This is a genomic window from Candidatus Chloroploca sp. Khr17, assembly GCF_004138165.1.
Taxonomy (GTDB): Bacteria; Chloroflexota; Chloroflexia; order Chloroflexales; family Chloroflexaceae; genus Chloroploca.
The window spans coordinates 22,932-44,382 of record NZ_RYFF01000033.1 but is presented as its reverse complement, the minus strand read 5'-3'; the positions used below and the strand labels follow the sequence as shown (position 1 = coordinate 44,382).

At 58.4% G+C, this 21,451-nt stretch carries 14 protein-coding genes and 1 pseudogene; 4 read left to right on the top strand and 11 right to left on the bottom strand.

Translation table 11 applies throughout. The annotated features are described in order from the left end of the window. The first annotated feature begins 211 nt into the window (after positions 1 to 211). Entirely contained in the window at positions 212 to 1,324 is a 1,113-nt protein-coding gene (locus EKD05_RS17660; RefSeq protein WP_129675147.1) for a helix-turn-helix domain-containing protein, read from the top strand. After that, positions 1,305 to 1,802: a type II toxin-antitoxin system VapC family toxin gene (locus tag EKD05_RS17655; RefSeq protein ID WP_129675145.1), complete on the top strand. Its 498-nt coding sequence runs from the start codon at positions 1,305 to 1,307 to the stop codon at positions 1,800 to 1,802. The genes EKD05_RS17660 and EKD05_RS17655 overlap by 20 nt, the downstream gene beginning before the upstream one ends. On the opposite strand, the gene EKD05_RS17650 is transcribed toward EKD05_RS17655, so the two are convergent. The 11 genes and pseudogenes from EKD05_RS17650 to EKD05_RS17600 all read right to left on the bottom strand — a co-directional run bounded on the left by EKD05_RS17650 (position 1,799) and on the right by EKD05_RS17600 (position 18,656). Then, on the bottom strand, positions 1,799 to 2,293 hold the full coding sequence (locus EKD05_RS17650) for a hypothetical protein (protein ID WP_129675143.1): 495 nt from the start codon (positions 2,291 to 2,293) through the stop codon (positions 1,799 to 1,801). The two genes, EKD05_RS17655 and EKD05_RS17650, sit on opposite strands and share 4 nt — an antisense overlap. A 321-nt stretch (positions 2,294 to 2,614) precedes the next feature. Continuing rightward, positions 2,615 to 4,033, bottom strand: a complete 1,419-nt coding sequence (brxL, locus tag EKD05_RS17645; protein ID WP_129675142.1) for a BREX system Lon protease-like protein BrxL — start codon at positions 4,031 to 4,033, stop codon at positions 2,615 to 2,617. A gap of 6 nt (positions 4,034 to 4,039) precedes the next feature. Continuing rightward, the gene (locus EKD05_RS17640) at positions 4,040 to 6,358 is read right to left on the bottom strand and encodes a hypothetical protein (RefSeq protein ID WP_129675140.1); all 2,319 of its coding nucleotides are present in this window, start codon (positions 6,356 to 6,358) and stop codon (positions 4,040 to 4,042) included. Next, complete coding sequence (locus EKD05_RS17635; protein ID WP_129675138.1) at positions 6,355 to 11,448, bottom strand: hypothetical protein; 5,094 nt, start codon at positions 11,446 to 11,448, stop codon at positions 6,355 to 6,357. The genes EKD05_RS17640 and EKD05_RS17635 overlap by 4 nt, the downstream gene beginning before the upstream one ends. Before the next feature lie 2 nt (positions 11,449 to 11,450). Beyond that, complete coding sequence (locus EKD05_RS17630) at positions 11,451 to 11,921, bottom strand: hypothetical protein (RefSeq protein ID WP_129675136.1); 471 nt, start codon at positions 11,919 to 11,921, stop codon at positions 11,451 to 11,453. Continuing rightward, positions 11,918 to 12,730 (bottom strand): DUF4007 family protein, encoded by an 813-nt coding sequence (locus tag EKD05_RS17625; RefSeq protein WP_129675134.1) that lies wholly within the window; start codon positions 12,728 to 12,730, stop codon positions 11,918 to 11,920. The genes EKD05_RS17630 and EKD05_RS17625 overlap by 4 nt, the downstream gene beginning before the upstream one ends. 9 nt (positions 12,731 to 12,739) lie before the next feature. Next, entirely contained in the window at positions 12,740 to 13,573 is an 834-nt protein-coding gene (locus EKD05_RS17620) for a phosphoadenosine phosphosulfate reductase family protein (RefSeq protein WP_240695836.1), read from the bottom strand. Then, positions 13,570 to 17,034 carry a hypothetical protein gene (locus EKD05_RS17615; protein ID WP_129675132.1) on the bottom strand — a complete coding sequence of 1,155 codons (3,465 nt, stop codon included), beginning with the start codon at positions 17,032 to 17,034 and terminating at the stop codon, positions 13,570 to 13,572. The genes EKD05_RS17620 and EKD05_RS17615 overlap by 4 nt, the downstream gene beginning before the upstream one ends. After that, a complete protein-coding gene (locus EKD05_RS17610; protein ID WP_129675130.1) occupies positions 17,027 to 17,965 on the bottom strand; it encodes a DUF4007 family protein in 939 nt (312 codons plus the stop codon). Before EKD05_RS17610 ends, EKD05_RS17615 begins: the two co-directional genes overlap by 8 nt. Before the next feature lie 320 nt (positions 17,966 to 18,285). Beyond that, positions 18,286 to 18,414, bottom strand: a pseudogene (locus EKD05_RS27085) (type II toxin-antitoxin system PemK/MazF family toxin); the annotation flags it as partial. Then, positions 18,411 to 18,656: a hypothetical protein gene (locus EKD05_RS17600; protein WP_129675126.1), complete on the bottom strand. Its 246-nt coding sequence runs from the start codon at positions 18,654 to 18,656 to the stop codon at positions 18,411 to 18,413. The pseudogene EKD05_RS27085 and the gene EKD05_RS17600, both read right to left, overlap by 4 nt. Before the next feature lie 361 nt (positions 18,657 to 19,017). On the opposite strand from EKD05_RS17600, the gene EKD05_RS17595 reads away from it, so the two are divergent. After that, entirely contained in the window at positions 19,018 to 19,569 is a 552-nt protein-coding gene (locus tag EKD05_RS17595) for a PadR family transcriptional regulator (RefSeq protein WP_129675124.1), read from the top strand. 45 nt (positions 19,570 to 19,614) lie between these two features. Continuing rightward, positions 19,615 to 21,414: a CocE/NonD family hydrolase gene (locus EKD05_RS17590; RefSeq protein WP_370374912.1), complete on the top strand. Its 1,800-nt coding sequence runs from the start codon at positions 19,615 to 19,617 to the stop codon at positions 21,412 to 21,414. Positions 21,415 to 21,451: the final 37 nt, after the last annotated feature.

Below are 21,451 nucleotides of genomic sequence, written 5' to 3'. Positions count from 1 at the left end.
CGGCTGGATGAGGCCACGCAGGTGGCCTTCGCCGGCTGGATGAGGCCACCTGCGTGGCCTTTGCTGTCGAGGAGCCGAGCCGTTCACGGCCACGGCAGGAAGATGCAATCGCCCTATAACGCACGACCTGCTCTATTGACAGATGGCAACCTTGGGTTTACAATTACATTATATAAATGTATTTTGTAAACCTTAAGGAGGAGGCTCGTTCATGTTTCCCCAACGATTGCGGCTCGCTCGCAAGCGGGCGGGCCTCTCCCTGCGTGATCTAGCAGAACGGATGGGTGGCGAAGTGACCCACCAAGCGATCAAGAAGTATGAGGACGGCGTGATGTATCCAAGCTCGCGCGTGCTCGTCTCGTTGGGTCAGGCTCTGGACGTGTCACTAGACTTTTTGATGTCGAGCCAGGTCGAGGGGCTTGCAGGGGTAGAGTTTCGACAACACAGCGGGACTACCAAGCAGGATCGAGCGCGGGTTGAGGCTGCGGTCATTGATGCAGTCGAACGTTATCTTGAGGTGGAGGGTGTTCTAGGCCTGAATGAAGACCAGGTGGATCTAGGTTCGTTGCGCGAACATGATCCGGTAGCCTCTATGGAAGACGCAGAAGCACGGGCAGGGGTGTTGCGTGACTACTGGGGCTTGGGAGGCGATCCCATTCCCAGTGTGACTGCACTATTAGAGGAGAAGGGCTTCAAGGTTGTCGAGGTCGATTTGCCCGAGCACGTCGCTGGCTTGACCTGTACCGTAGAACGGGAGGGGGAGGCGCACCCGTTATCGGTGATTATCATCAGCCGCCATAATCACAATGTCGAGCATCGACGGTTTACCCTGACCCATGAACTCGCTCACGCCGTGATGCCTAGGGTTGCAGCAGAGATGAAGAAGGAGCACGTAATGCACCGTTTTGCCGGTGCGTTCCTTGTGCCGGCCAAGCATGTCCGTGATGAGGTCGGAGACGACCGGCGCGCCTTCGCCTATCGTGAAATTATCCGGCTAAAGCAGTTGTATGGAGTTTCGGCGGCCTCGTTGCTGATGCGGCTACGTGACCTGAACATGCTGTCACCAGAAGCCGTCACGAACGCATTTCGTACCTATGCGCGCCGCTGGCGTACCGAAGAACCGGAACCGATGGCCCTCGGTGAGCGCCCATCATTCGAGCAGCCGATGCGATTTGAGCAACTAGTCTATCGTGCGCTCGCCGAACGGATGATTTCACTCCCCCGAGCGGCGGAGTTGCTCAATTGCCCTCTTCAGCACGTGGAATTAGAGGTGAGAGGCCCAGACGGAGGACGAGCGGCACGCTATGAGGATCATCCTGAATGATAGTTGCTGCCTGATTGACCTGCGCAAGGTCGGGCTCTTGCGAAAGATGCTCGACCTTCCCTACCGCATGGCAGTGGTCTACCCTGTACGAAAATTCGAACTTCTGAGCATCCCAGAGCCTGAATGGTCTATCCTTGAAGCGGCCGGACTTGAAATTATCGACGTATCTGGCGAATTGGTTCGGGAAGCAGAACAGGTCAAGCGCCTTGTGCGCGGGCCAAGCATATACGACTGCTTTGGCTTCGTTCAAGCGCGAGCTCTGGGTCGAGAGAGCATCCTTCTGACTAATGACCGCCAGTTGCGACGTTTGGCAGTTTTGGATCAGGTGGAAGTACACGGGACTCTGTGGCTTCTCGATGAATTTCGGCACCATGAGGTGCTCGGTACAGCAGAGTATATCGCTGTACTACAAGCTTGGGATGCGGACGAAACGGTACACTTGCCGAAGGATGAGGTGCAGAAAAGGTATTGCACCTAGGACGGCGGGCCGCCCGCGCGCTGCCAGATTTCTAGGATTGGGTACAGGCGCTTCAGATCGACGCCCTCCCAGGGTACGTAGCCTTCAAAGCCCTTCTGGAGTTTGAAGATGCCGAAGCGACAGCCTGCCGGGTGGGCGCACGGCGGCGGTGCGTGTTGCAAGCCGGCGAAGCAGCGCAGCCCACAGGTGTGTACAGGGAAGATCGCTGCCAGGTCGCACTCCACTGCGCCTTGCCACCTCGACAGGGTGACCTCCAAGACGCTGCGCAGCAATTGCTCGCGGGCAGGCTCGGCGGCAGGTAGCGCCGTAGCGGCAATGATCAGACTCACATCAAGGTCTGACTCAGGGCGTGGTGTCCCGCCGATCCCGCGGGAACCAGAGAGAACCAGGCGCTCGACTGCCGGGTGGAGCACAAGATTGGCCGTGTCGAGCAGGGCGGCCGTGTTCGGCAGATACTGGGTCAATCCGGGCGCGAAGGTCGTGATCAGCATAGTGTTTGGCTCGGGATCGGGCCGCTCAGTAGTTTGGGAACTAAGTTTTCTGGTAGCGCCGCCGACCACGAATGCTGAGAACGAATAAACGAATATGGGCTGCTCCATGCGCTATTCGTGGTCGACGGTGCTCTCGGGAAATGTCGTTCCCAGACTAATCAGTGGTTTGTCAACAAAGTTTCTTGATGATTTGACGCAAAGGCGCAAAGGCACCCTGCATTATAGCCGATGCGGGCCTTGCTGCGAAGGCGATATTGTAGGGCGATGGCAGCATCTGCCGTTGCTGTAATCTGGGGTTAGGCTCAGCCTAGCCTCTCAGGGTTAGACACAACCAATGTTCACGTGCGCATATTCAGGATCCAGGATGGAGAGTTGGTCACGCACACGCTGCCGCAGCTTGATCGCGGGCTTGAGACAATATTCGCGGAGATCCTCGTCGGAAAGCTCGCCGTGGGGGAAAAGTAGCTTGCAATAGCCTGCCGCAAGGCGCGTGATGGCGATAATGTCGCGGCGGTCGTTTGTGCCGATGATGCTGCCACGCTGCTGCACAATCTGCTCATAGCCCGCACGCGTGCGCAAGTGATGCAGTACATCACCAAAGTAGTCGGCCTTGAAGCCGACGCCAGTGGCGATGAAGGACTGTTCGATCCGCGGGAGCTCCCAGCCGGGTAAGATGCCATGCATCCGGTCGATAAACGCTGTTTCGCCAAGAAACTCTGGTAGTTCGCGGAAGAGGTTTTCATACCGAGGGCGTCGGTTTTCGTCCAAAGGGATATTGGCGAGCATCATCAATCCGGCGCTTGCCTCCACTTTCTGTACACCGCCACGGGCGAAACTTCCTGACTCCAGGTAATCCTTGAGCACGCCGATCATTTCGCCGGGGTTGCTAAACGACAGCGACTGCGCTTCATCAAAGACCACGAGATCGTAATGGGTCAGCAGGCCTGGTTGCCGATTCTGGTTGTTGTAGAAGAGCGCTGCTGCGGTCACTTTGCCGCCCGACACAAGCCTGGCGTAACGTGAGAGGTTGAGGAAGACAAAGGATTTGCCCGTGCCCTTCGGCGCTAATTCGATCATGTTGACCCGCTCTTGCACCAGTGGCAAGAGCCGGGTGAGCAGCAGCATCTGCTGTGGGATGGTGTAGGCGTCGGGGTTGTAGCCCATACTGCAGATCATCAGATCGCGCCATTCATCGAGCGAGAAGGCCTCGCGTTGCTCACAGTATAAATCCAGATCAAGGCTGGCATTCTGCATCGGGCGAAAATCGGCCATCCAGATCTGGCCCTCTTTGCGCAGATGATCCGGCGGGTAATACTGGAGTTTCCCGACCCCCCAGACCCCGCTGCCGAAGAGGAGGGGGTATTGCTCGGCGATAGGTCGGTCGACGCCAGCCTTGCGTTCGTCCAGACAGGGTACCGCCAGCCGCAACTCGTTGCGTTGCAGATCGACGACAATGCTGAATTGATCGAGCACAGTCAGCACCTCGCCGCTCTGAAGTTGGGCCTTCAGTTGCTCCTTCTGGTCGCGGGTCGGGAGGTGCTGATTAAGAAATTGGCGGATGCGCTGGCGCGCCTGATCATCAAGCACGCCGTCAGGCGTATGGCGCGTGACAATCCACTCGCTCACATAGGCTGGTACGCTACGCGTGCCAAAACCTGCCTCTTGGACGAGGGCTTTGTTCACACAAACCTCACCGAAGAATGTCTGTGCCTTTTCTTCGTAACGCTTTTGGTTGGTCATAAGCTTCTATCCAAACAGGTCATCGATCGAGTTGCCGCTTTGGAGCCTGCGTACCTTGATGCTTGCTTCGCCTTGCTGGTGATAGGCAACGCCAAGTACTTGTCCGTCAAGCGTCCATTGCAGCGAAAGCTTCGTGCCATTAATGGGTCGAGCGGGAAACCTAATCGTCGTTTCATAGCGATCCTGTGCTGCGATGCGCTCAATGGTCACAGGCTCAAGGTCGGCCACGCGCACCACAAGACCGTCAATCGGCGCAGGGTTGGGATTCGCTAGCAGGAGCGAGAGAACGCCCTCCCTTTGCGGTTGGAGTTGCCCGTCGAGGGTGAGTTGCAGGTTGTGAACCACAAGTGGCTCTGGGGCAAGATGAATGAGTGGGACAATGGTCTCCTCTGGGGTAAGGCCGCCGTGTGTCCAGCCTGCTGGTCGTCGCCCGACTGCTGCGTAGCCCCGCGGGACGAGATAGTCATGAGGCAGTTGGTAGCGCAGTCGATCAAGATGGTGCCATTCGCCGCCGTCGATCGCAAGGCTCCGGCCATCGCTTACCTGCGCAGCGCGTGCCGAGGTCGTGGCTGACGATGGTGACTCGCTCTGATCCTCCCATACATCGATGACTTCACGGGCGGTTGGTGGGACACGACGGGTCGGGGCAGTTGAAGGCAGAAGGGTACTCCCATGATCGCTGCCGATCAGTGCATGGAAGGGCCGACCGCGCTCGAGACACAAATCGCGTAGCCGACTCAGCGTTTGGGCGAAGTTTTCAAGCACAGCCCGTACCACGCTATCGTCGGTAAACGTGATCCGCTCGTGGGCCTGGCGGTCGAGTTCATTGGCGAGCCAGATGAGACATTGTGGCGGCGCGGGGGAGCGGACAGCCTCTAGCACTTCGTGGGCGTGGTAGCTGACGAACCCACGCAGCCCGACCCGCGCCAGCTTCTCATGCGCCGCCTGAGCAATCGTCCCCTGTGGCTCGTCGGTGATAGCCATGCCGGTGACAAGTGCTCGCTTCGAGATGCTTGTCACCGAGGGCAGCATTGCGACGGCAGGCTCGTAGCGCTGTGGGTGAAGGCCGTGATGCTTACAGCATTCCCTCAGTATACGACCCTGCCACCACGTTAAACCATCAGCCACGAGCCAGACCACAACCGCATCAGGTTGCGCCGCAAGTAGATCGCGCATCAGCGTGAACTGGCTAGTGATCAGCGGTGCGCCGACCGTGATGAGCCAGTCAGGGTAACGCTTGGCAAGCCAGTCCTCATAGCGACTGGCGTAGGTGGCTTGCGCATCGCGGGATTGCTGTGAGCGCACCGTCCAAGCAAAGTATGGCAGATAGGCTTCTGTCGCCCAACGCAGCCATTGCTGGTCGCTCCACTCCTTTTGTGGTTGAGCAGGCTGCGGCGGCGGAACGAGGCTTTCAAGCTCATCCAGCGTGGCAGCCGCTTTGGGAAGTTCACCAAATGTCTGGCGAAGCTTGTGAACGAGCGTGGTGTCGAGAAGGCCGGGATCGCGCCGCATCACATCTTCGATCACACGCAACTCCGCGTGGCTCCGTCCAGACATCGTGGCTAGCGCAGATTGAAGCCACATCTGATCAGGCTCGCGTTCTGCTCGCTGCTCGCGCCAGTATTGCTCGATAGCTGGCCCGAGATCACGCAGTGCCTCGCCCCAGATCTCGCCGCTCAGCTTCAGCGGGGCCACCGGTAGGGCTTGCAGCCCCCGCGCTTGGAGCCACGGCACTGCGTAGTGCCGCAGCGCCGCACGGCGGATGAGATTGGTCGCATCCGCCGCCAGACTGCCCGCACGCAATGCACCATAGGCAGGCATTGCGATGGCCCACTGGGTAAGACAATACTGCACAAGTGGGTGCAGCAACGGCAAAATAGTGTCGCCATGGCGAATAGCCCATGCGCTCAGTTGTGACAGGTGGGCTTCGCTGACCTGGGGTTCCCCCCACACTGAGTGTAGACGCTCCCCGAGCACCCAGCCAACCGGATCGACCTCGATGCCGGGTGGCGGCTTGTTGATGGTCGCAATATCGATTGCGATCAGCACCTCAGGGGCAAACAACGAGGGCGGATCAACACCGAAGATGCGACGGTAGTCCAGTTCGGGCGCAATCTGCTTCCAGTCGACACCGGTATAGCCGTTGAAATCCTCTAGCCAGTGCAGAAGCAGGTGGCTGGTGACGTGCAGTGTCAGCGAGTTGTCGAGGTCAAGTGCCCGACGGATCGCTTGCCGTGCGGCAACATAGTCGCGTGGGCTCGCGGCTTGCATCACACCTGGTACATCACCCTTGTAATTGTGCGGGTCAGCGATAATGGTGATCATTGCTGAAACTCGTCTCGGAAGGCTTTGACAACCCAGCGCTGCTCATCGGCACCGAGCTCAGCCAGGCGTCGTCGGAAGTCGTGCCAGAGCGCTTCGCCCTGGTCGTTCGTGCGGTGTACGGCGTACTGCTCGATCTCTTCTGCCGACAGTTTGAGGGCGTGAAGGTAGCGGTCACGCAGCGACCAACTGCGCCAGCGACCGTACATCTCGCGCACCTCCCCCATTTTGGCTGGAAGCCGCTCTAAGAGTAGCGTATCCGGGTCATCTTCTCGGCCCGCGAGGGATTCATATACCAGCCGTGCATTGTCAGAGACCGCGTCTTTGGGAAGAATGACATAAGACGAGCGCCAGGCCCGCATCTGCGCTAGCAACTCGGCAGACGAGGTGACCGGGGTGATCGCGTGGAAGATCTGGCTGATCTCGATGTACAGCCCCCGACGGAGTGTATCGGGGAGGGTGCCAACACGATGACAAACACCGACAAAGCGCTCGACCGCCAGTTTTACGCCTGGCTCATCCCACTGCGTCTGCTCCAATGGGAGGCCGAGGGCAACGGGCAGCGCCTGGCTGACCAGGCGCTGCGCTGCGGTCACAGCTTCACGGTGGAGCAGCCAATGCAGGGCGTTGAGCGTCGGCGCATCGGCGTCTGGGAAGATGCTCCTGAGCTGTTCAAGATCCAGGTCGGCGACAAAGGGCGGGAGGCGGCGCTCACGCAGCCAGACGCTTAGCTCGGTGGCGACAAGCTCGGTCAGCTTTCGTCGCTCGCGTGGCAGCGTCGCTTGCTCGCGTTCGGTGGCACGCAGCACGCCCGACAACCAGCGGTATGCCGGTGCGCTCAGTGGTTCGTAGCTCGCAATTTCGCCGAGCAGGCTACGGAGTGCTTCGACATAGCTCTTGAGCAGGTCGAACTGTTCCCACTGACGAACGGGACGGCCCACCGCGCTGAGCGCACGGGGCAAGGTTGTCAGTACGAGGGGTTCGGCTTCGCCAGCCCAGTTGTTGATGTGGAAGAGCATGCTTTTCGCGTCAGCCGACAGGTCGTTTGGTTCTGGAATGGAGTAGCGGTCACGCCACTGAGCAAGCACTTCGTTCGCTGTTGCGTCGGCAGCCACGCCAACCGTGGCCCCAAACAGAGCTACAATCTGCTGCTGGACATGGCGCTGCAGCCGTGTCTCAAGGCTTGCGGCAAGGGGCAGCACCGTTTCGAGACGGCGCAGCGCCGCCATTACCTCGCTCCTGGTGTAGCCCTGCACGCCTAGCTCTTTCGGCAACCCCTCGATCAAATCGCGACGCCACCGGCTGGCGTCATAGTCTATACGTTTGAGCATCACGACCAGGTCGTGCGCCGCCTCAGGGGTGATCTCCGTGTAGATTTCGCGGATCTGTCTGGGGCTCAGTGACTGAGCGCACGCAGGCCAACTTAGCTCACTGTTCCATGCGGCCAACTCAGTCGCAGCTTGGTCGGCGCTTACGCCGCTCACCGCTCGACCCGAGACGGTGCGCACCAGACCCTCGCGCCAGATCTCGTCACCTTGCGCAACTTCGGCCCAGGCGCGGTCAATCTCGTCACGGGCTTTCGTCAGTTCATTGAAAACCTTTTCGATCTTCTCAAGATCTTGCCAGCGCTGATACTCGACGCCGACGCCGATGACACGGCGAGCGAAGTCATCGAGCAGTGTCTGTTCGATGCTGCCGCCTACCATATTAGTTAAACGGAACAAATCCTGCGCAAGCCCCTGTAGGCGTCCTGAAGGGATGGAACCACGGTTCAACCGCCAGCGGATCACCGCCCCCCAGTGATCTTCAGGGGCATATTGCTCAGCATCGAAGAGGGCGGCCGCTCGGCGAATTGTGCGTTCTTTCAACACCACGGGTAGGTGCGCAAGCAACTCGCACACGGTCATCCAGCTGCTGAGTAAACCCTCAACTGTGGTCTGATCCCAAGCGGCGTGCTGCTCTGGTGCGCCAAGACAGCGCGGTAACTCGGTGAGGAGAACTTCCATGAGATCGCTGTCACTGCTCTGACTCTTGAGCAGGAGCTGAATCGCGTTCATCGCCTCAGGACTGCTGTCGGGCAGCAACTCGGCGATCTGCTCTACACTAAGGGTTTGCGCGAACACAGGGATCTGTTGGCGATTTAGCCATGGTTTCACTTTACTCGCAACAGCTGCTCGCAAGGTTGTGCCTGGAGGCAGCGTGAAGTCGGCCTGCCGAAGCCCTCGCTCGACCATGCCACGGAGCCAGCGCTTCTCGGGCTCGGTCAGCTTGTAGTAGCGCAGCGTGTAGTCTTGGGGCTTCTCTAGCAGCGCCTTCAACACGTTCTGATCAACCGCCAACGGACGATTTACCAATCCACTGCGCAAGATGGAGACTGAATCGGCGTTGCGAGCAATGAAGACCGCTAGGAAGAAGATGAGGATCGAGTCGTAGAGGCCGAACGGAGGCTGACGCAGCTCGCGTACGAGGGAGTTCCACGGTTTCCCGGCAGCAAGGTGATCACTCATACGCTGCCAGATGGTGCTACTGGCTGAGTTGGCACTACTCGTTGGATCAGCTAGCACAAAGACCTCAAAGGCACCCTGCGTCTTCTCTTGCTGCAACAGACCGAGCGCCACTCCGCCGATCTGCAGGATCTTATCGGACGGGTTCTTGGTGTTTTTGGCAATCTGGATATTGCCCTTCAGGATCTGCTCAACGGCTTTAAGAATCGGGCTACTAAAGCCTGTATCCTTGAAATGCTGACGGAAGCTGGTATTGGGAGTGCGCGGGAAGACCATCTCCATCACCTGACTGGCTAGCGTGGTGACCGCCTGATTGCTCAGGCCTGAATCTCCACGTCCATTAGCGAACCACTCCCACTGGCGGCGATCGATCAGGTTGCTCAACTCACGGTCGAGTTGATCTTTGTAGGCTTTGCCGAGCTTACCTTTATCCTCAAGGTAGGCTTTGCTACCTGGCTCAAGGTTGGGGTCACGGCGCACTGCATCAAGGGCCTGGTAGTCGCGCAGGGCTCTTAAGACTTGCGAGGGCGCTACGGGCACTGCCACCACCAGGCGATTGTGCAGCCTGGTGAGCTCGCGGGCAAGGCTTTGGGCCTCGGCGCGTTCTTCATCGGTCGAAGTAATGACATACCAGAGCAGACCATCCTGATTGCGCGAGTCCTCAAGATCGCTTTTCAGTCGCTCACGAGAACGCAGCGTGAGCAAATTTATGTAGTAGGCGCTGAGTTCCCGGTGAGAGCCGCGCTTGGAGTTGTAGTCCAAGGCATCGATTGGCTCTGGAGGGTAGGTTGCCTGGAGTTTCGAGGCATCGGTAGCCGAGAACTTACGCGCCTGTTCGATAATACGTTGGCGTAGACTGCTCGTGCTCACCCAGCCACGGGTTGGTAGGCTGTAGATGCCGGTCGTGCTATCGGCTTCACCTGGGGCAACAAGCGCATCCTCTTGTTCCAGCAAATTCAGTGCGACCTGGAAGTCAGTTTCGTCCGCTGAGGGGAGATTCAGCGCACGACGTAGAAAGAGTCGGGTTGGACGGAGCACCTGGTCGTTGCCGATAACTTCGCACAGGGCGACGATTTTCAGGATACGGTCGGCAAGCTCGCGCCCGGTTTCCGCCGAGCGTACCTTCTGCTCAGCGCTCTCAAAGGCGTCGAGGATGTCCGAGCGCTTGCTGAAAATGCTCTCGTGGAAGTAGTCGAATAGCCGATCAAGCGTGAGCAGGCGACGCCAGCCGGGGTAGGTGTCGTCCAGCGGCTCACGCTCGATGAAGCCGCGCAGCCCTTTGTCATCCTTGAGGAAGAGGAACATTGTCCGCTGGCTCTGCGCGACACGCTGGTTCACAAGTGGGAGAGCATACGTGCTGAATGGGTGAAGCGGGAAGGAGCCCTCAACAATCTTATCGCGAACCCACTCGCGGTTCCGCCACTGGGCCTGGAGCTGGAGCTTTCCGATCTCTCCGGCGATCTGCATCAGTTCGTCACGCTGCACGTTGGAGAGCAACTCGACCCTCTCGGCGGCTGGCAGGCGCTTGATCGTGCCGCGGATCAACTCCTCGCTCCCCTGTACTTCTAATGAGTGTTGTTTGAAGCGCCCACCCGTCCGCTCTGTCGCCTGAGCTACCGAGCCACTGCCGATACGCCCCGCCGCGCTGGCAAAAGGCTCAAGACTGGCGACAATGAAATGAATCTGGGCACGCCCTGAGGAGGCACAGCGCTCAGCGAGATTCTCGACCGCCTTCGTTTCGGCATCGACCTCGCGCAACTGCTGGTCAATGGCACTCTGGAAACGCTCAAAGAAGGCTGTAAACTCGTCACAGACCAGCAGGATACCGCTGAAGGTCCCCGCTTCGACAAGAGCCTGGGCGACCTCAGCGTACGCCTCGTGGGGTTGGCTGTATCCATAGATAGGGAAGTCCGCCCCAATGACGGTCTTGTACGTGCGCATAAAGCGTCGCAGTGCGTCGTCGGACTGCGGCCCACGCAGGGCCGCGAGGAGGCCGGTTATATCGATCTTCTCGTGCTCTTCAATTGTCTTACAAAAATCGCTATAGCGAGGATGTTGAGTACGCTGCCATGATTCAATCTGTTCACAGGCCGCAGCGTACCGCGTCTTTTGTATCAGATGGCCGAGGTTCTGCTGTTCGAGAGCCTCCTGGAGGCCATGCAAGACAAACCCCGGAAAGGACGAGACGATATCGGCTTGCAACAGGACAACCAAAAATGGCGGTTGTCCTTCGCGGCGCCGCCTGATAATCGCGGCCTGCGTCGCATCAACGCCCTTGAGTCGCTCATAGAAGGGCTGCATCAGCGGATCTTCTACGCTTCGCCCCAGGTAGTTGCAGATCATCAAGAGCAGGTCTGACTTGCCTGTGCCGAAGGTACCGACCATCGACCGCGCACGCTCGCTGCCATTCAGGTCGAGGCTGTGGGCAATCTCGGTGAAGATGGCAATTGATTGCGAGGTCGGGATGAAGCTACGGATTAAGCGCTCATTGATGGCCTCTTGGAAGAAGTCAAAGGGGAGTTGTACCGATGGTTTGAAATCGGCGTCTACACTGATGAGGTCACGGAGATAAAGAACGTCGGTGGTCATAGCTAATCTCCAGGTAATTCGCGACAGTAGCGCGCATCGCCATCAGGCAGGTAAGGCTGCAATTGTTTCAACGTGAAGAAATGCGAGACGAGGATGAGGCCGCACGGAAGGTACTGGAGCCGGGCTACGAGGCCAGCCCAGTTGTAACGCTGGGTGCGCTCCCAGGTAGCCAGCAGTGCATCGATCTCGTCGAGCACCAGAACTGGTGCGGTACAGGCTTGCGACCAACCACGAATAGCGGTTACGAACTGCGTCGGTTGGTACGCGTCAATACAGTCGGCGAGAGCGTCGAAGTAGCTCGGCGTGCCGGTATAGTCAAGGTAGTGCCATCCGTTGTGCTCACAGAGTTGTTGGGCAAGCAGCGTTTTGCGACTGCGCTGGGGCGGCCCGAGCAGCCAACCTACGCGGTAGCGCGGGGCTTCGATGCAGCAGCGGGTAAACTGCTCGCTTGCTTGTGTCAGGAGATCGCTCATAGGGTTGCGTAAAAAGTTTTGAGTAGCTGGATCGGTTCATCGCGATAGCGGCGGGTCACCGGCTCGTGTTGTGAATCGATGATCGTGACCAGGCCAAGGCTCTGGAGCATCTGGAGCAAGGCTACAATCTGATCGCGCTGTGCGGCGAAGACCCGACCTGGAAGCTCGGCCTCCTCACAAACCTGAGAGATGCGCAGCGTATCCGTGTGGGGAAAACGACGCTCCCAGGCATTGAAGAGGGCAAACGCAAAGATGTGACCCTCAGGAAGTCTGTTCAGGCTAACCTCATATGTCTGTGGCTCAACCTCCCGTATGAGGTCGAGTTTGCCCAGGGCGGCGAGGTCAACGTAGCCTTTGACGAACTGCTTACAATCGTCCTTTACGCCAGACTTATTGGTCGGTGAGCTTTCGAGCGACCGTTCAACGTAGGTTTGCAACGACTCCCGCGAGAAACGCATTCCGGGGCTAAGAAATTCGTTGAAGGCGCGATACCAGACCTCTGCCCGCTCGTTCTGGTCAGTCACGAGGTAGTAGTGCATCAGCCAGAGCGTGCTCTGTTGAGCGAGCTCCGGGTCGTGCGCGGCGATGAGGGCACCAAGCGGCGTAAGACCATACCCCTTCTCCTTCGTCTCACTCAGGCCAGCCTTGAAGAGCCACCCGACACTTCCTTCGGCTGCCGGCTCACCCGCCCCTATATATGTGGCTACCATCTTCTTTGAGACGACCTGATGCTCAGCCATGCAGCGCATGACCGCAGCGAGCCGTGCGCGGTCGGGCTTGAAATTCTGGTGGAACTTGATACTACGCATATTGCTCCCCTATAAATGGCAGATATCGCACCCCGCATCGTCGTCCTCGGCGTCGAGCGCGGCTCCGACCAGTTCGATCAGAGGCTGGTCGGGGCGGCGTGTGCGCTCAAGTTCGAGGCGAATGTGGTGTTGGGCTTTAATTTGCTCAACACGCTCGGGCTGCTCAAGTTCAGCCAGGCTTTCACGCTGACGCCAGTAGAACTTTTCACCACCGCGCTCTGTTTCGTAGGCCTTAGCTAGTTCAAAAAGATCAGGATGTCGCTCTTTAAGTCCAACCCATTCTCCTGAACGCATGTAGAAGCAAAAGAAGCATCCACTTCGCTGTCGCCAATCATAATAATTAGGTAGTCCTATTCCACTTAATTCTAATATTTTTTCAACTTCGGATATTGTAATACCGCATTCCTTGAAGGGAAAGACTGGGTGAATGTTTGGTTTTGTTGATGTGTAGCCACTTCGCTCCTCGTCTGCTCTAATGCCAACATAGCTCCAGACCGTCTCATCTTTGACATATGCCTCGAATGGCTCAATTTTTAGCTTCCGTGTACACCATCGCACTCGTGGCGATGGAAGCATGCCACCATACATGTCAAGCCAGTGATCGAAACCGCGATGATCGTTAAGCTTGATGATTGGTCGCTGTAAGAATGCTTCAAGGCGATCTAAATACTCGTATGTCTCTGGCAATTCTTTGTGGGTGTCGCAAAAGACGTATTCCAACTGTGGAATCTTGTCGCGCAGGAAGATAGCCAGGGCTGTGCTGTCTTTCCCGCCACTGAGATTGCATATATGGCGACCTGGACGCTCTGCCCAGGAGCGGACAAGCTCATCGTTTGTCATCATCGCAGGATCTCGTCTTTCTGGTTAGCCTGATCAAACAAGGCTTTGAGCAACGATGCCAGAGCTGCAGCGCGCTGGTCAGTAGAAAGTTGGTTATGCCGACCCAGTGACTCCATAAGTTCGGTACGCAGTCGTTCAACAGCGGGATCATGGGCGTCAGCATGAATGACGCGACTCAACTCGCCTTGCCCGTTGGTCAAAGCAATACGCAGGATCGGCGCTTCAGCAGGAACAATGCGTGCCGCTACCGCTAAATCTTCTGCTGTCCGAAAGCGCCGCACAAGATCAGCTAGGGCAACCTCAAAAGCTGGAATGTCACCATCATGCCACTGCTCCGGCGAGCGCTTGGCTATCAACGCAGCGACACTCTCAATCCAGGCCACATCTCCATCATCAGCGGTCTCTAGACGAACGCCAAGGGCACGGATCTGTGCATCGTTGGTTGAGTCCACAATGGCACGATGGCGTTCTTGAAGTTCACTTCGCGCCTTTGCTCCAATTGATTGTACACCAAATGCAGTACATATTTGAGTGGTAAGTCTAGCAAGAAGTTGAGGGTATGCATCCAGGAGTTCCTGACGCCCCTCGCGTAACGCAGCAATAAACACCTCAACTCGTTCGATCGCTTCTGGTTCGTCAGCACGAAATGGCTGTAAACGACATGCTCGTGGTAGGCGGTCAAACAACAATTCATCGGGCGAGCGGGCCTCGCGCAGAGCTTGTCTAATTGCCTGAGCCTTTGTGCTGAGCTGACGTGTTTGCTTGGTGTAGAAAGGCAAACCATTCAGCAAGCGAAATAGCGGCATTGCCACCGCAAGGAGCGCGGGTTGCACTGGTTGAGCGAGGGCACGGGGCGCAAGACCTTTTGCTAGGCGCTCGTATACTTGGCGGCGTACACCGTCAGCGCGACTCAAGCGTACCGCAAAATACTCTGGACGGGTGAGGAGACGCTCAAAGACGGACATGTCGGGTAGTGGCACATAGTTGCCTCGCTCATAGAGATTAATCTCGCCGGCTCTTGACATATAGAGAGCAACAAAAAGCAGAGGGATCAATCCGGCCTTCACGCCGTAAGGCGGATTCTCGAGAGTGGCAAAGACCTTAGTAAGCGGGTGCGGGTCTTCCGACTCCTCTTGAAGCAGTTGATCCAAAGCGTCCCACGTAGGTCTAAGCTTCAGAGGATTATCTGATGGGGGTGGCCCAATACGCCAAACACCCGTCTCATCCTGGTGATGTAATCCGCCTTGCTTCAGAATACTTTCGTAGATGGCGCGCTCAGGCGGATAGCCTATTAAGCCTAATTGTTCTTCGTTCGCTCGCTCAAGCATTGCTTCAACAAGATTACGACGCCCTTTCGCGGCAGCCGACGAAAGCTGACGGCGAACAATCAGTTCATTCCAGACCTGTGGTGCTAGAGGATAGGTGGCCGATGCAGCGTCGGAAAGAACATCATCTATATGCCGAGAGTTTGTCACTTTCTGCTCATCAGCTTGATGGAACCACCGACTACGCTCACTGCCATAGGTATCTGCAATAACCTGAGCAAGGGCCTCCTGCGCCTCCAGCAATCGCCCCGCCACTTCGCGCCGAGCCGCCCGATCCGTTTCGAGTTCGGGCCGTTCGTCGAGCAGAACACGCAGAGCTGCCGCATCCAGCAGCAACTCGCGTAGCTCGCGTACCCGCCGTGGCACGACCGTAATGCGCCCGGGTTCGGCCCGTCGTTGCGGATCCTGAGCCCAATGCAGCGCCTGCGCTAGTTCTTCTTCATCGGCGGGGACAACGTAGAGCAGTTCGCCATCGAAGCCAGCGACGCTGGGTAGCTCGGAGCTGAGCTGCCCCAGATCAACATAGCGCACGGCAAAGAGACGCGCAGCGCCAGTGCGGTAGCTATGCCGCCGGGCGATGCGTGGCGTGGCGTCGGCGTAGCGCTGGAGCAGGGCTGGCAGCGATGCACGCTCGCCAAGCTCACGCCGGGCCTCTTGAGTAAGGGCGTCAAGATCGAGATCACTGCCCTCCCAGATAATGTAGCTATCGCGGTGCTGCCGATACGCGAGCATCCGACGCCCCAGCAGAGCTAGGAGCGCGTCGGCCACGGCAGGGTCGTCAGGCTCGTTCGCAAGGGCGAAGGCTACCTGTGCCTGGCTAGCGCGTAGCCCCGACGAGCGTTCCAACGCACCTATTGTGCCTACAGTGGTGATGACGTCGAGCAGAAGCGGGTCGCTGTCCAAGAGAGCCGCTCGTGCCTCGGCCAATTCTGACCAGCGCTGGCCCCGCGCCCGGACGAAGAGACCTGGCCCCAGACTCGCCTCGACATAGGCGTACAGGTGGGTCAGGCGATAGGCCGGCAATGCGCCGGCAGTCGCTGGGCTGTGCGCGACGTCGCGTAGCGCCCAGGGCTCATCAGAGTGGAGGAACGCAAAGAGCGAGCGCTCGTTTTGCGCCAACTGCCGGAACAGGTTTGGCAGGGCCACCAGAACCGTCGGGTGAAGCGGGTAACTGTCGGCGACAATACGAGCCCACTCTTCCACACCGATCTCAGCCGGACGCAGCCCGAGCGCATCGGCGGCTGGCGCAAGGCGCGCTGCCCACGCCGCCCTCGCCTCGCGCAGAGGATCGCGGGCATCGGGGCGCAGCGCTGCGGCCACCATACGTATCATCTGGCTTGCTGGCTCCTGGAACGTCAGATCCACAAAGCGGCCCTGGACTTTGGCCCACTCAATTCGCCGGGTTGAACCAGCATTGAACGTGTAGCGCTCGAACGCTTGGTGCAGGATCGTCACCACCAGCACCGGCGCGTCGCCACTACGGGTTGCGGCCTCGGCAAGGCTCTGGAGCACAAACAGGTCACGTTCCTCTTCCTCACGAGCGGCATAGTCCAGGAACTGGCCTAACTCGTCCACGAGGAGGAGCAACCCCTGATACGGCCCATGCGCCCGCAGGGTTCTTGCTGCCTCGACCACAAGCGCAGCCACGCGCCCCGGATCGAGGGCCGGGTCAGAAGCCAGGGTGCTCACCTGTTGGCGCAGCACGTCGAGGGCGGGCGAACGCAGGTGTGCGCCCTCGATGGCATCACCGAGCGCCTCAAGCACCGCGGCCCGCAGCGAGCGATTATTCCCAGGGACGAGGACAGCCAGAAGTGCGGGTGCATCAAGGGGGAGCAACGCGGCAGCATCATCGACCTTCAGTGAGCCCAGCAACTGTCGCCGCGCCGCCGACTTCCGCTGAAGGAAGTGGGCGACAAAGAGGCCGAAGGCCGACTTGCCCGAGCCGAATGGGCCGATGATCGAAAAGGCGCGTTCAGTCGCCTCAGGTGCGAGGCCAGCGACAATGCGGCCAGCCGTCTGGTACACCAGGGGCGTTACCTGGTAGCCATCGAGCCGATAGCGCAAGTCGCGGAAGTCGCGCCGGATATGGATCGCCCGCGTAAAGCGCGGCGCGACCGCAATCGGTAGCTGATCAGGCATAGCGACCCTCCTGGGAGAAAGCGGCTTCAAGAAGGGAGGAGTCGAGCGTCTCTTCCTGCGGATTACGCCACGCGATCTGACGGATGCCACCGGTCTCAGTATACATAGCAGCGCTACTCGTGACGGCCTCGAGGCGGAGCAAACGCGCATGCAACGCATCTTCATCCAGGCGGAAGATGCGTCCCGGCGAACTAACCCCGTAGGCCAGTTCGTTAAAAGCAACTGTCGAGCGTCCAAGGAAGCGCGCTTGCTGGAGGGCAGCAAAGGCCACGAGTTGGTCGGGCAGATCAGGGCGCGCACCAGTCATGATTCGGTAAGTTCCCTGACCGGGGATAACCTGGAGCAAAGCGAGCTCATTGAGCGGGCACTGGAGTGCCTCCTCGACGGCGGGGCCAAGCTGAGCGACATCGGGTCGCACATAGCAGCGGAGCATGCAATCAATATCGCGTCCGAGGGTCGCGGGCGAAGGTGCCTTGCCGCCGTGCTGTGTGACGAACTGCATGATCTGTTGGGCAAGTTGTGTGGTAGTGAATTCACCACCGCGGAGTAAATTAAAAGTGTAGTACCAAGTACATGCCATCTCGGGACGTGCGACAAGGTGGTAATGGAGGATCCAGCGGCTTGTTGGCGTCACCAGAAATGGATCCCAACCGGTCTGATCATTGAAGAGAGCATCACCCAGCCACGTCGCCTGATGGAAACCGCGCTGTTCAGATCGAAAGACATGACAGACGCGGCCCCAGTGGCGGATCGACTGGGCCATATTCTTGCCGACGCCCAGGGAGACGAAGGCATCTTCCCTATAAAAGAGCTCGGGGTCAAGGCGAAGGAGATCGTATGCCTTCTTCAGCCAATTGCTGCGCAGAATGAACGTCTCGTGGCCGCTGAAGGTGAGGGCCATCGGGTTGAAATGCGGGGTTGTGCGTATCATAGGACAAGTATATACGACGTAGAGATGGTTTTGTCAAATAAGAATGAAGTCTTCTGCGAAGGCGATTGCATCATTAATCTTCCAAGCACCGATGCCAACGCATCCTCGCTGAGGGAGGAGCCTCGCAGCGACGCAAGCAGCGCTGTTTCATCGTCGTTGCGTCTGGCTCTGTGCGCCCTGGCTTGATTATTTTAACGCAGAGGCGGGGAGGCGGTGAGGCGCAGAGGTTGGCGCACCATCCCTCTGCGCCTTTGCGTCAAGCATTCCGGGCGATCTTCCACCTACGGGCGTGAACGTTCAGCACCCAGAAGAAGGTAACTCATGACGGTGGTCGTCAAACGGTTGAGGGCATCATGTTGGAAAATCAGCACGGGACGAACCCCAGCTTGCTCAGAGCCACGGATCGGATTCAGATCCGCTAGCCATATCTCACCCCGGCTGATCGTCATTGGGTATCTTCCATGTGCAACTGATCGCGATAGCTGTCCATCCCGGCTTCAGCAAGTGCACGATCCTCATCCGCACCTTCCGCATAGAGCGTCACAAGGTGTGCCTCATCAACGAGCGCCAGCGGTGTGACCCGCGTACGGAAGCGCAAAAAGGCCACATATTCTGCGACCTGCTGAAGCTCGGCCTCGCTCAGCGTGTCCAGCGCCCGAGCGACCTGTTCTTTCACTGATGCAGCGGACATACGGATCCTCCGATGAAGAGAGTCAAGCGGTGTTGAGGTATGCTGACGTATTGTACCACCGTACCCGGCTGGCGGCAGGTAGCACGCACAATAGTATACCCGATTTCAAGCACGAATCTGTGACGCTTGGCTTGCTTATGGTAACGCAGAGCCGCCGAGACGGGTAGGCGCAGAGGTTGGTGTGTCTTTGCGTCTTTGCATCTTTGCGCCTCTGCGCCTCTGCGCCTCTGCGCCTCTGCGTTAAACCGGGCGGGCGAGCATCGACTTGGCAGGTCGGACGGCGATAGCCACTTGACGATATTCCATAAGTCATATACCATTAGTGGAGTATAAATAGAGATAAGGCAAGCAGAGAAACGTCATGCTGAAGTATGTTCTCCTCGGTGCGCTAACCTATATGCCTCTCACCGGATATCAGTTGAAGCAGTTTATGGAGCGCTCGACGCAGCATTTTTGGCATGCTCAGCCGAGCCAGATCTATCGTACCCTGGATGCCCTGGAGCAGGAGGGGTTCGTAACATCGCAGCGTCAGCCACAGCAAGACCGCCCTGATCGCCGTGAGTACCAGCTTACTGACGCCGGACGTGCCGATCTCGTGCATTGGCTTGCTCAGCCAATGACTGCGCTTGAGCCAAGCAAAGAGACGTTTTTGTTGCGCATGTTTTTTTCAGCGCTGCTCGATAAAGCGACCGTGCTGACCCAACTTCGTTTGCAGCGGGCGCTGCGCCAGCAGCAACTCGCGCTTTTTCGCGGGCACATTAACCAGACGATTCGTCAAAGTGCCGCTGAACATCCGGATCTACGCCGCGATGCGCTGATGTGGGATCTGACCCGGCGCTGCGGTGAGGCTACCGAGCAGGCGATGATCAATTGGTTGGATGAAGCAATTCAATACGTCGAAAACGAATTTTGAAGTCGTAGTGTAGCGCGTGAGGATCATCTATAGAACGCCCAGAGGCTGTCCGAACTTTTCGCTCACCCGCCGGAAGCCCGCTATCAACAGATTGCATCTGAGTCGCGCTACCTTGCGCTGCGCGATGGCACTCAACTTGCGCTTGATCTCATGCTGCCCGCCGATCTGCCGCCAGGAACGCGCCTGCCTGCCCTGATGATCATGGCGCGCTACTGGCGGAGTCTTGAACTTCGTGTGCCGGATCGCCCCGGCAAAGCCCTGATTGGCCCGCGTGAAGCAACGCCGGATCATTTCCTTCCGCGTGGTTTTGCGCTGGTTATCGTTGATGCCCGTGGAACCGGTGCCTCAACCGGGGTCTGCCGAAGCCCCTTTGCCCCCGAGGAGAGCGTTGATTATGCCGAGGTTGCGGCATGGGTGCGGCAACAGCCCTGGTGCAATGGCAGCCTTGGGGCCTATGGCATTTCGTACGAGGGTGCGACCGCGCTGCGCCTGGCGGCGATGGGTGTGCAGGGGGTCAAGGGCGTCATTCCCCAAGAGATCGAGTATGATGTGTATGCCGATATTGCGCTGCCCGGCGGCATTCTGAATGCTGCGTTTATCAAAGCCTGGAGCGATAGCAATAATAAGCTCGATGCCGGCAAGCCGAGCGACCTCTTTCCACTGATGGCACGCCTGCTGACCAAAGGTGTTCGGCCCGTTGACGCTGATCGCCCAACCCGCACAATGCTCAACCAGGCGCTTGCCGAGCACCGCAAAAATACGGATGTTTTTGCCGCCCTCTCGGCCATAACCTATCGCGACGATCGGTTTGGGTCCTCGGGGTTGACGCTGGATGACATGAGTGTCTTTGCCCACAACGACGGTCTGCGTAAGCACGAGGTGCCAATCTTTGCCTGGGGAAGCTGGCTCGACGGCGCATCGGCCGAGAGTGTGTTGAGACTATTTCAAACGTTTTCGCAGCCACAGATCGCGGTGATCGGTGCATGGAAGCACGAGATGACCGCCCATGGCAGTCCGTTTCAGAAGCCAGGTGCAAAGCCCGATCCGCTTCAGGCTCAGCAATGGGCCGCGATGACCACATTTTTCCAGCATACGCTGGTGGACAATAAGCCGCCCGTCGGCAAGGTGCTGCACTATTACACGCTTGGCGAGGAGACCTGGAAGCAGACGGACACCTTCCCCTTGCCGGATACGCAATGGCAAACCTGGTATTTTGGGGCTAACCAGAGCCTGTCTACGGCGGCACCAACCGAGGCGCACGCGACCGACAGGTACACGGTTGATTTCACCGCAACGACGGGCCTGACCAATCGCTGGCATACGCAATTTGCGCGCCCGCTGGTCTACCGCGATCGGGCCAAGCAAGATCGCCGCTTGCTGACCTATACCTCGGCCCCGCTGACGCAGGATCTTGAAGTAACTGGGTATCCAATCGTGACCCTGCACGTCACCTCAACTGAAGACGACGGGGCTTTTTTTGTCTATCTCGAAGATATTGATCCACAGGGGGTTGTTCGTTATATCACCGAAGGCCAATTGCGCGGCATCCATCGCCGCCTTGCCGATACGTCACCGCCCTATGTCACCGGAATGCCGTACCATACCTGCCGACGGGCCGACGCGGCCCCGCTGCCACGCGGTGAACAGGTCGAACTCGTGATTGGCTTGCAACCAACCTCGGTACTCTTCCGGCGCGGCCACCGCATCCGTGTCGCCATCGCAGGTGCCGACAAAGACACCTTTGCCCGCATTCCAGCCCGGGCGACGCCGACCCTCCAGGTGGCACGGAGTAGCGTTGCGCCATCGAGGATCGTGCTGCCTGTGGTTTCGCGTACGGAAGCATGATCCATCACCCCATCGCCGCCATCTATGGTAGAATCCT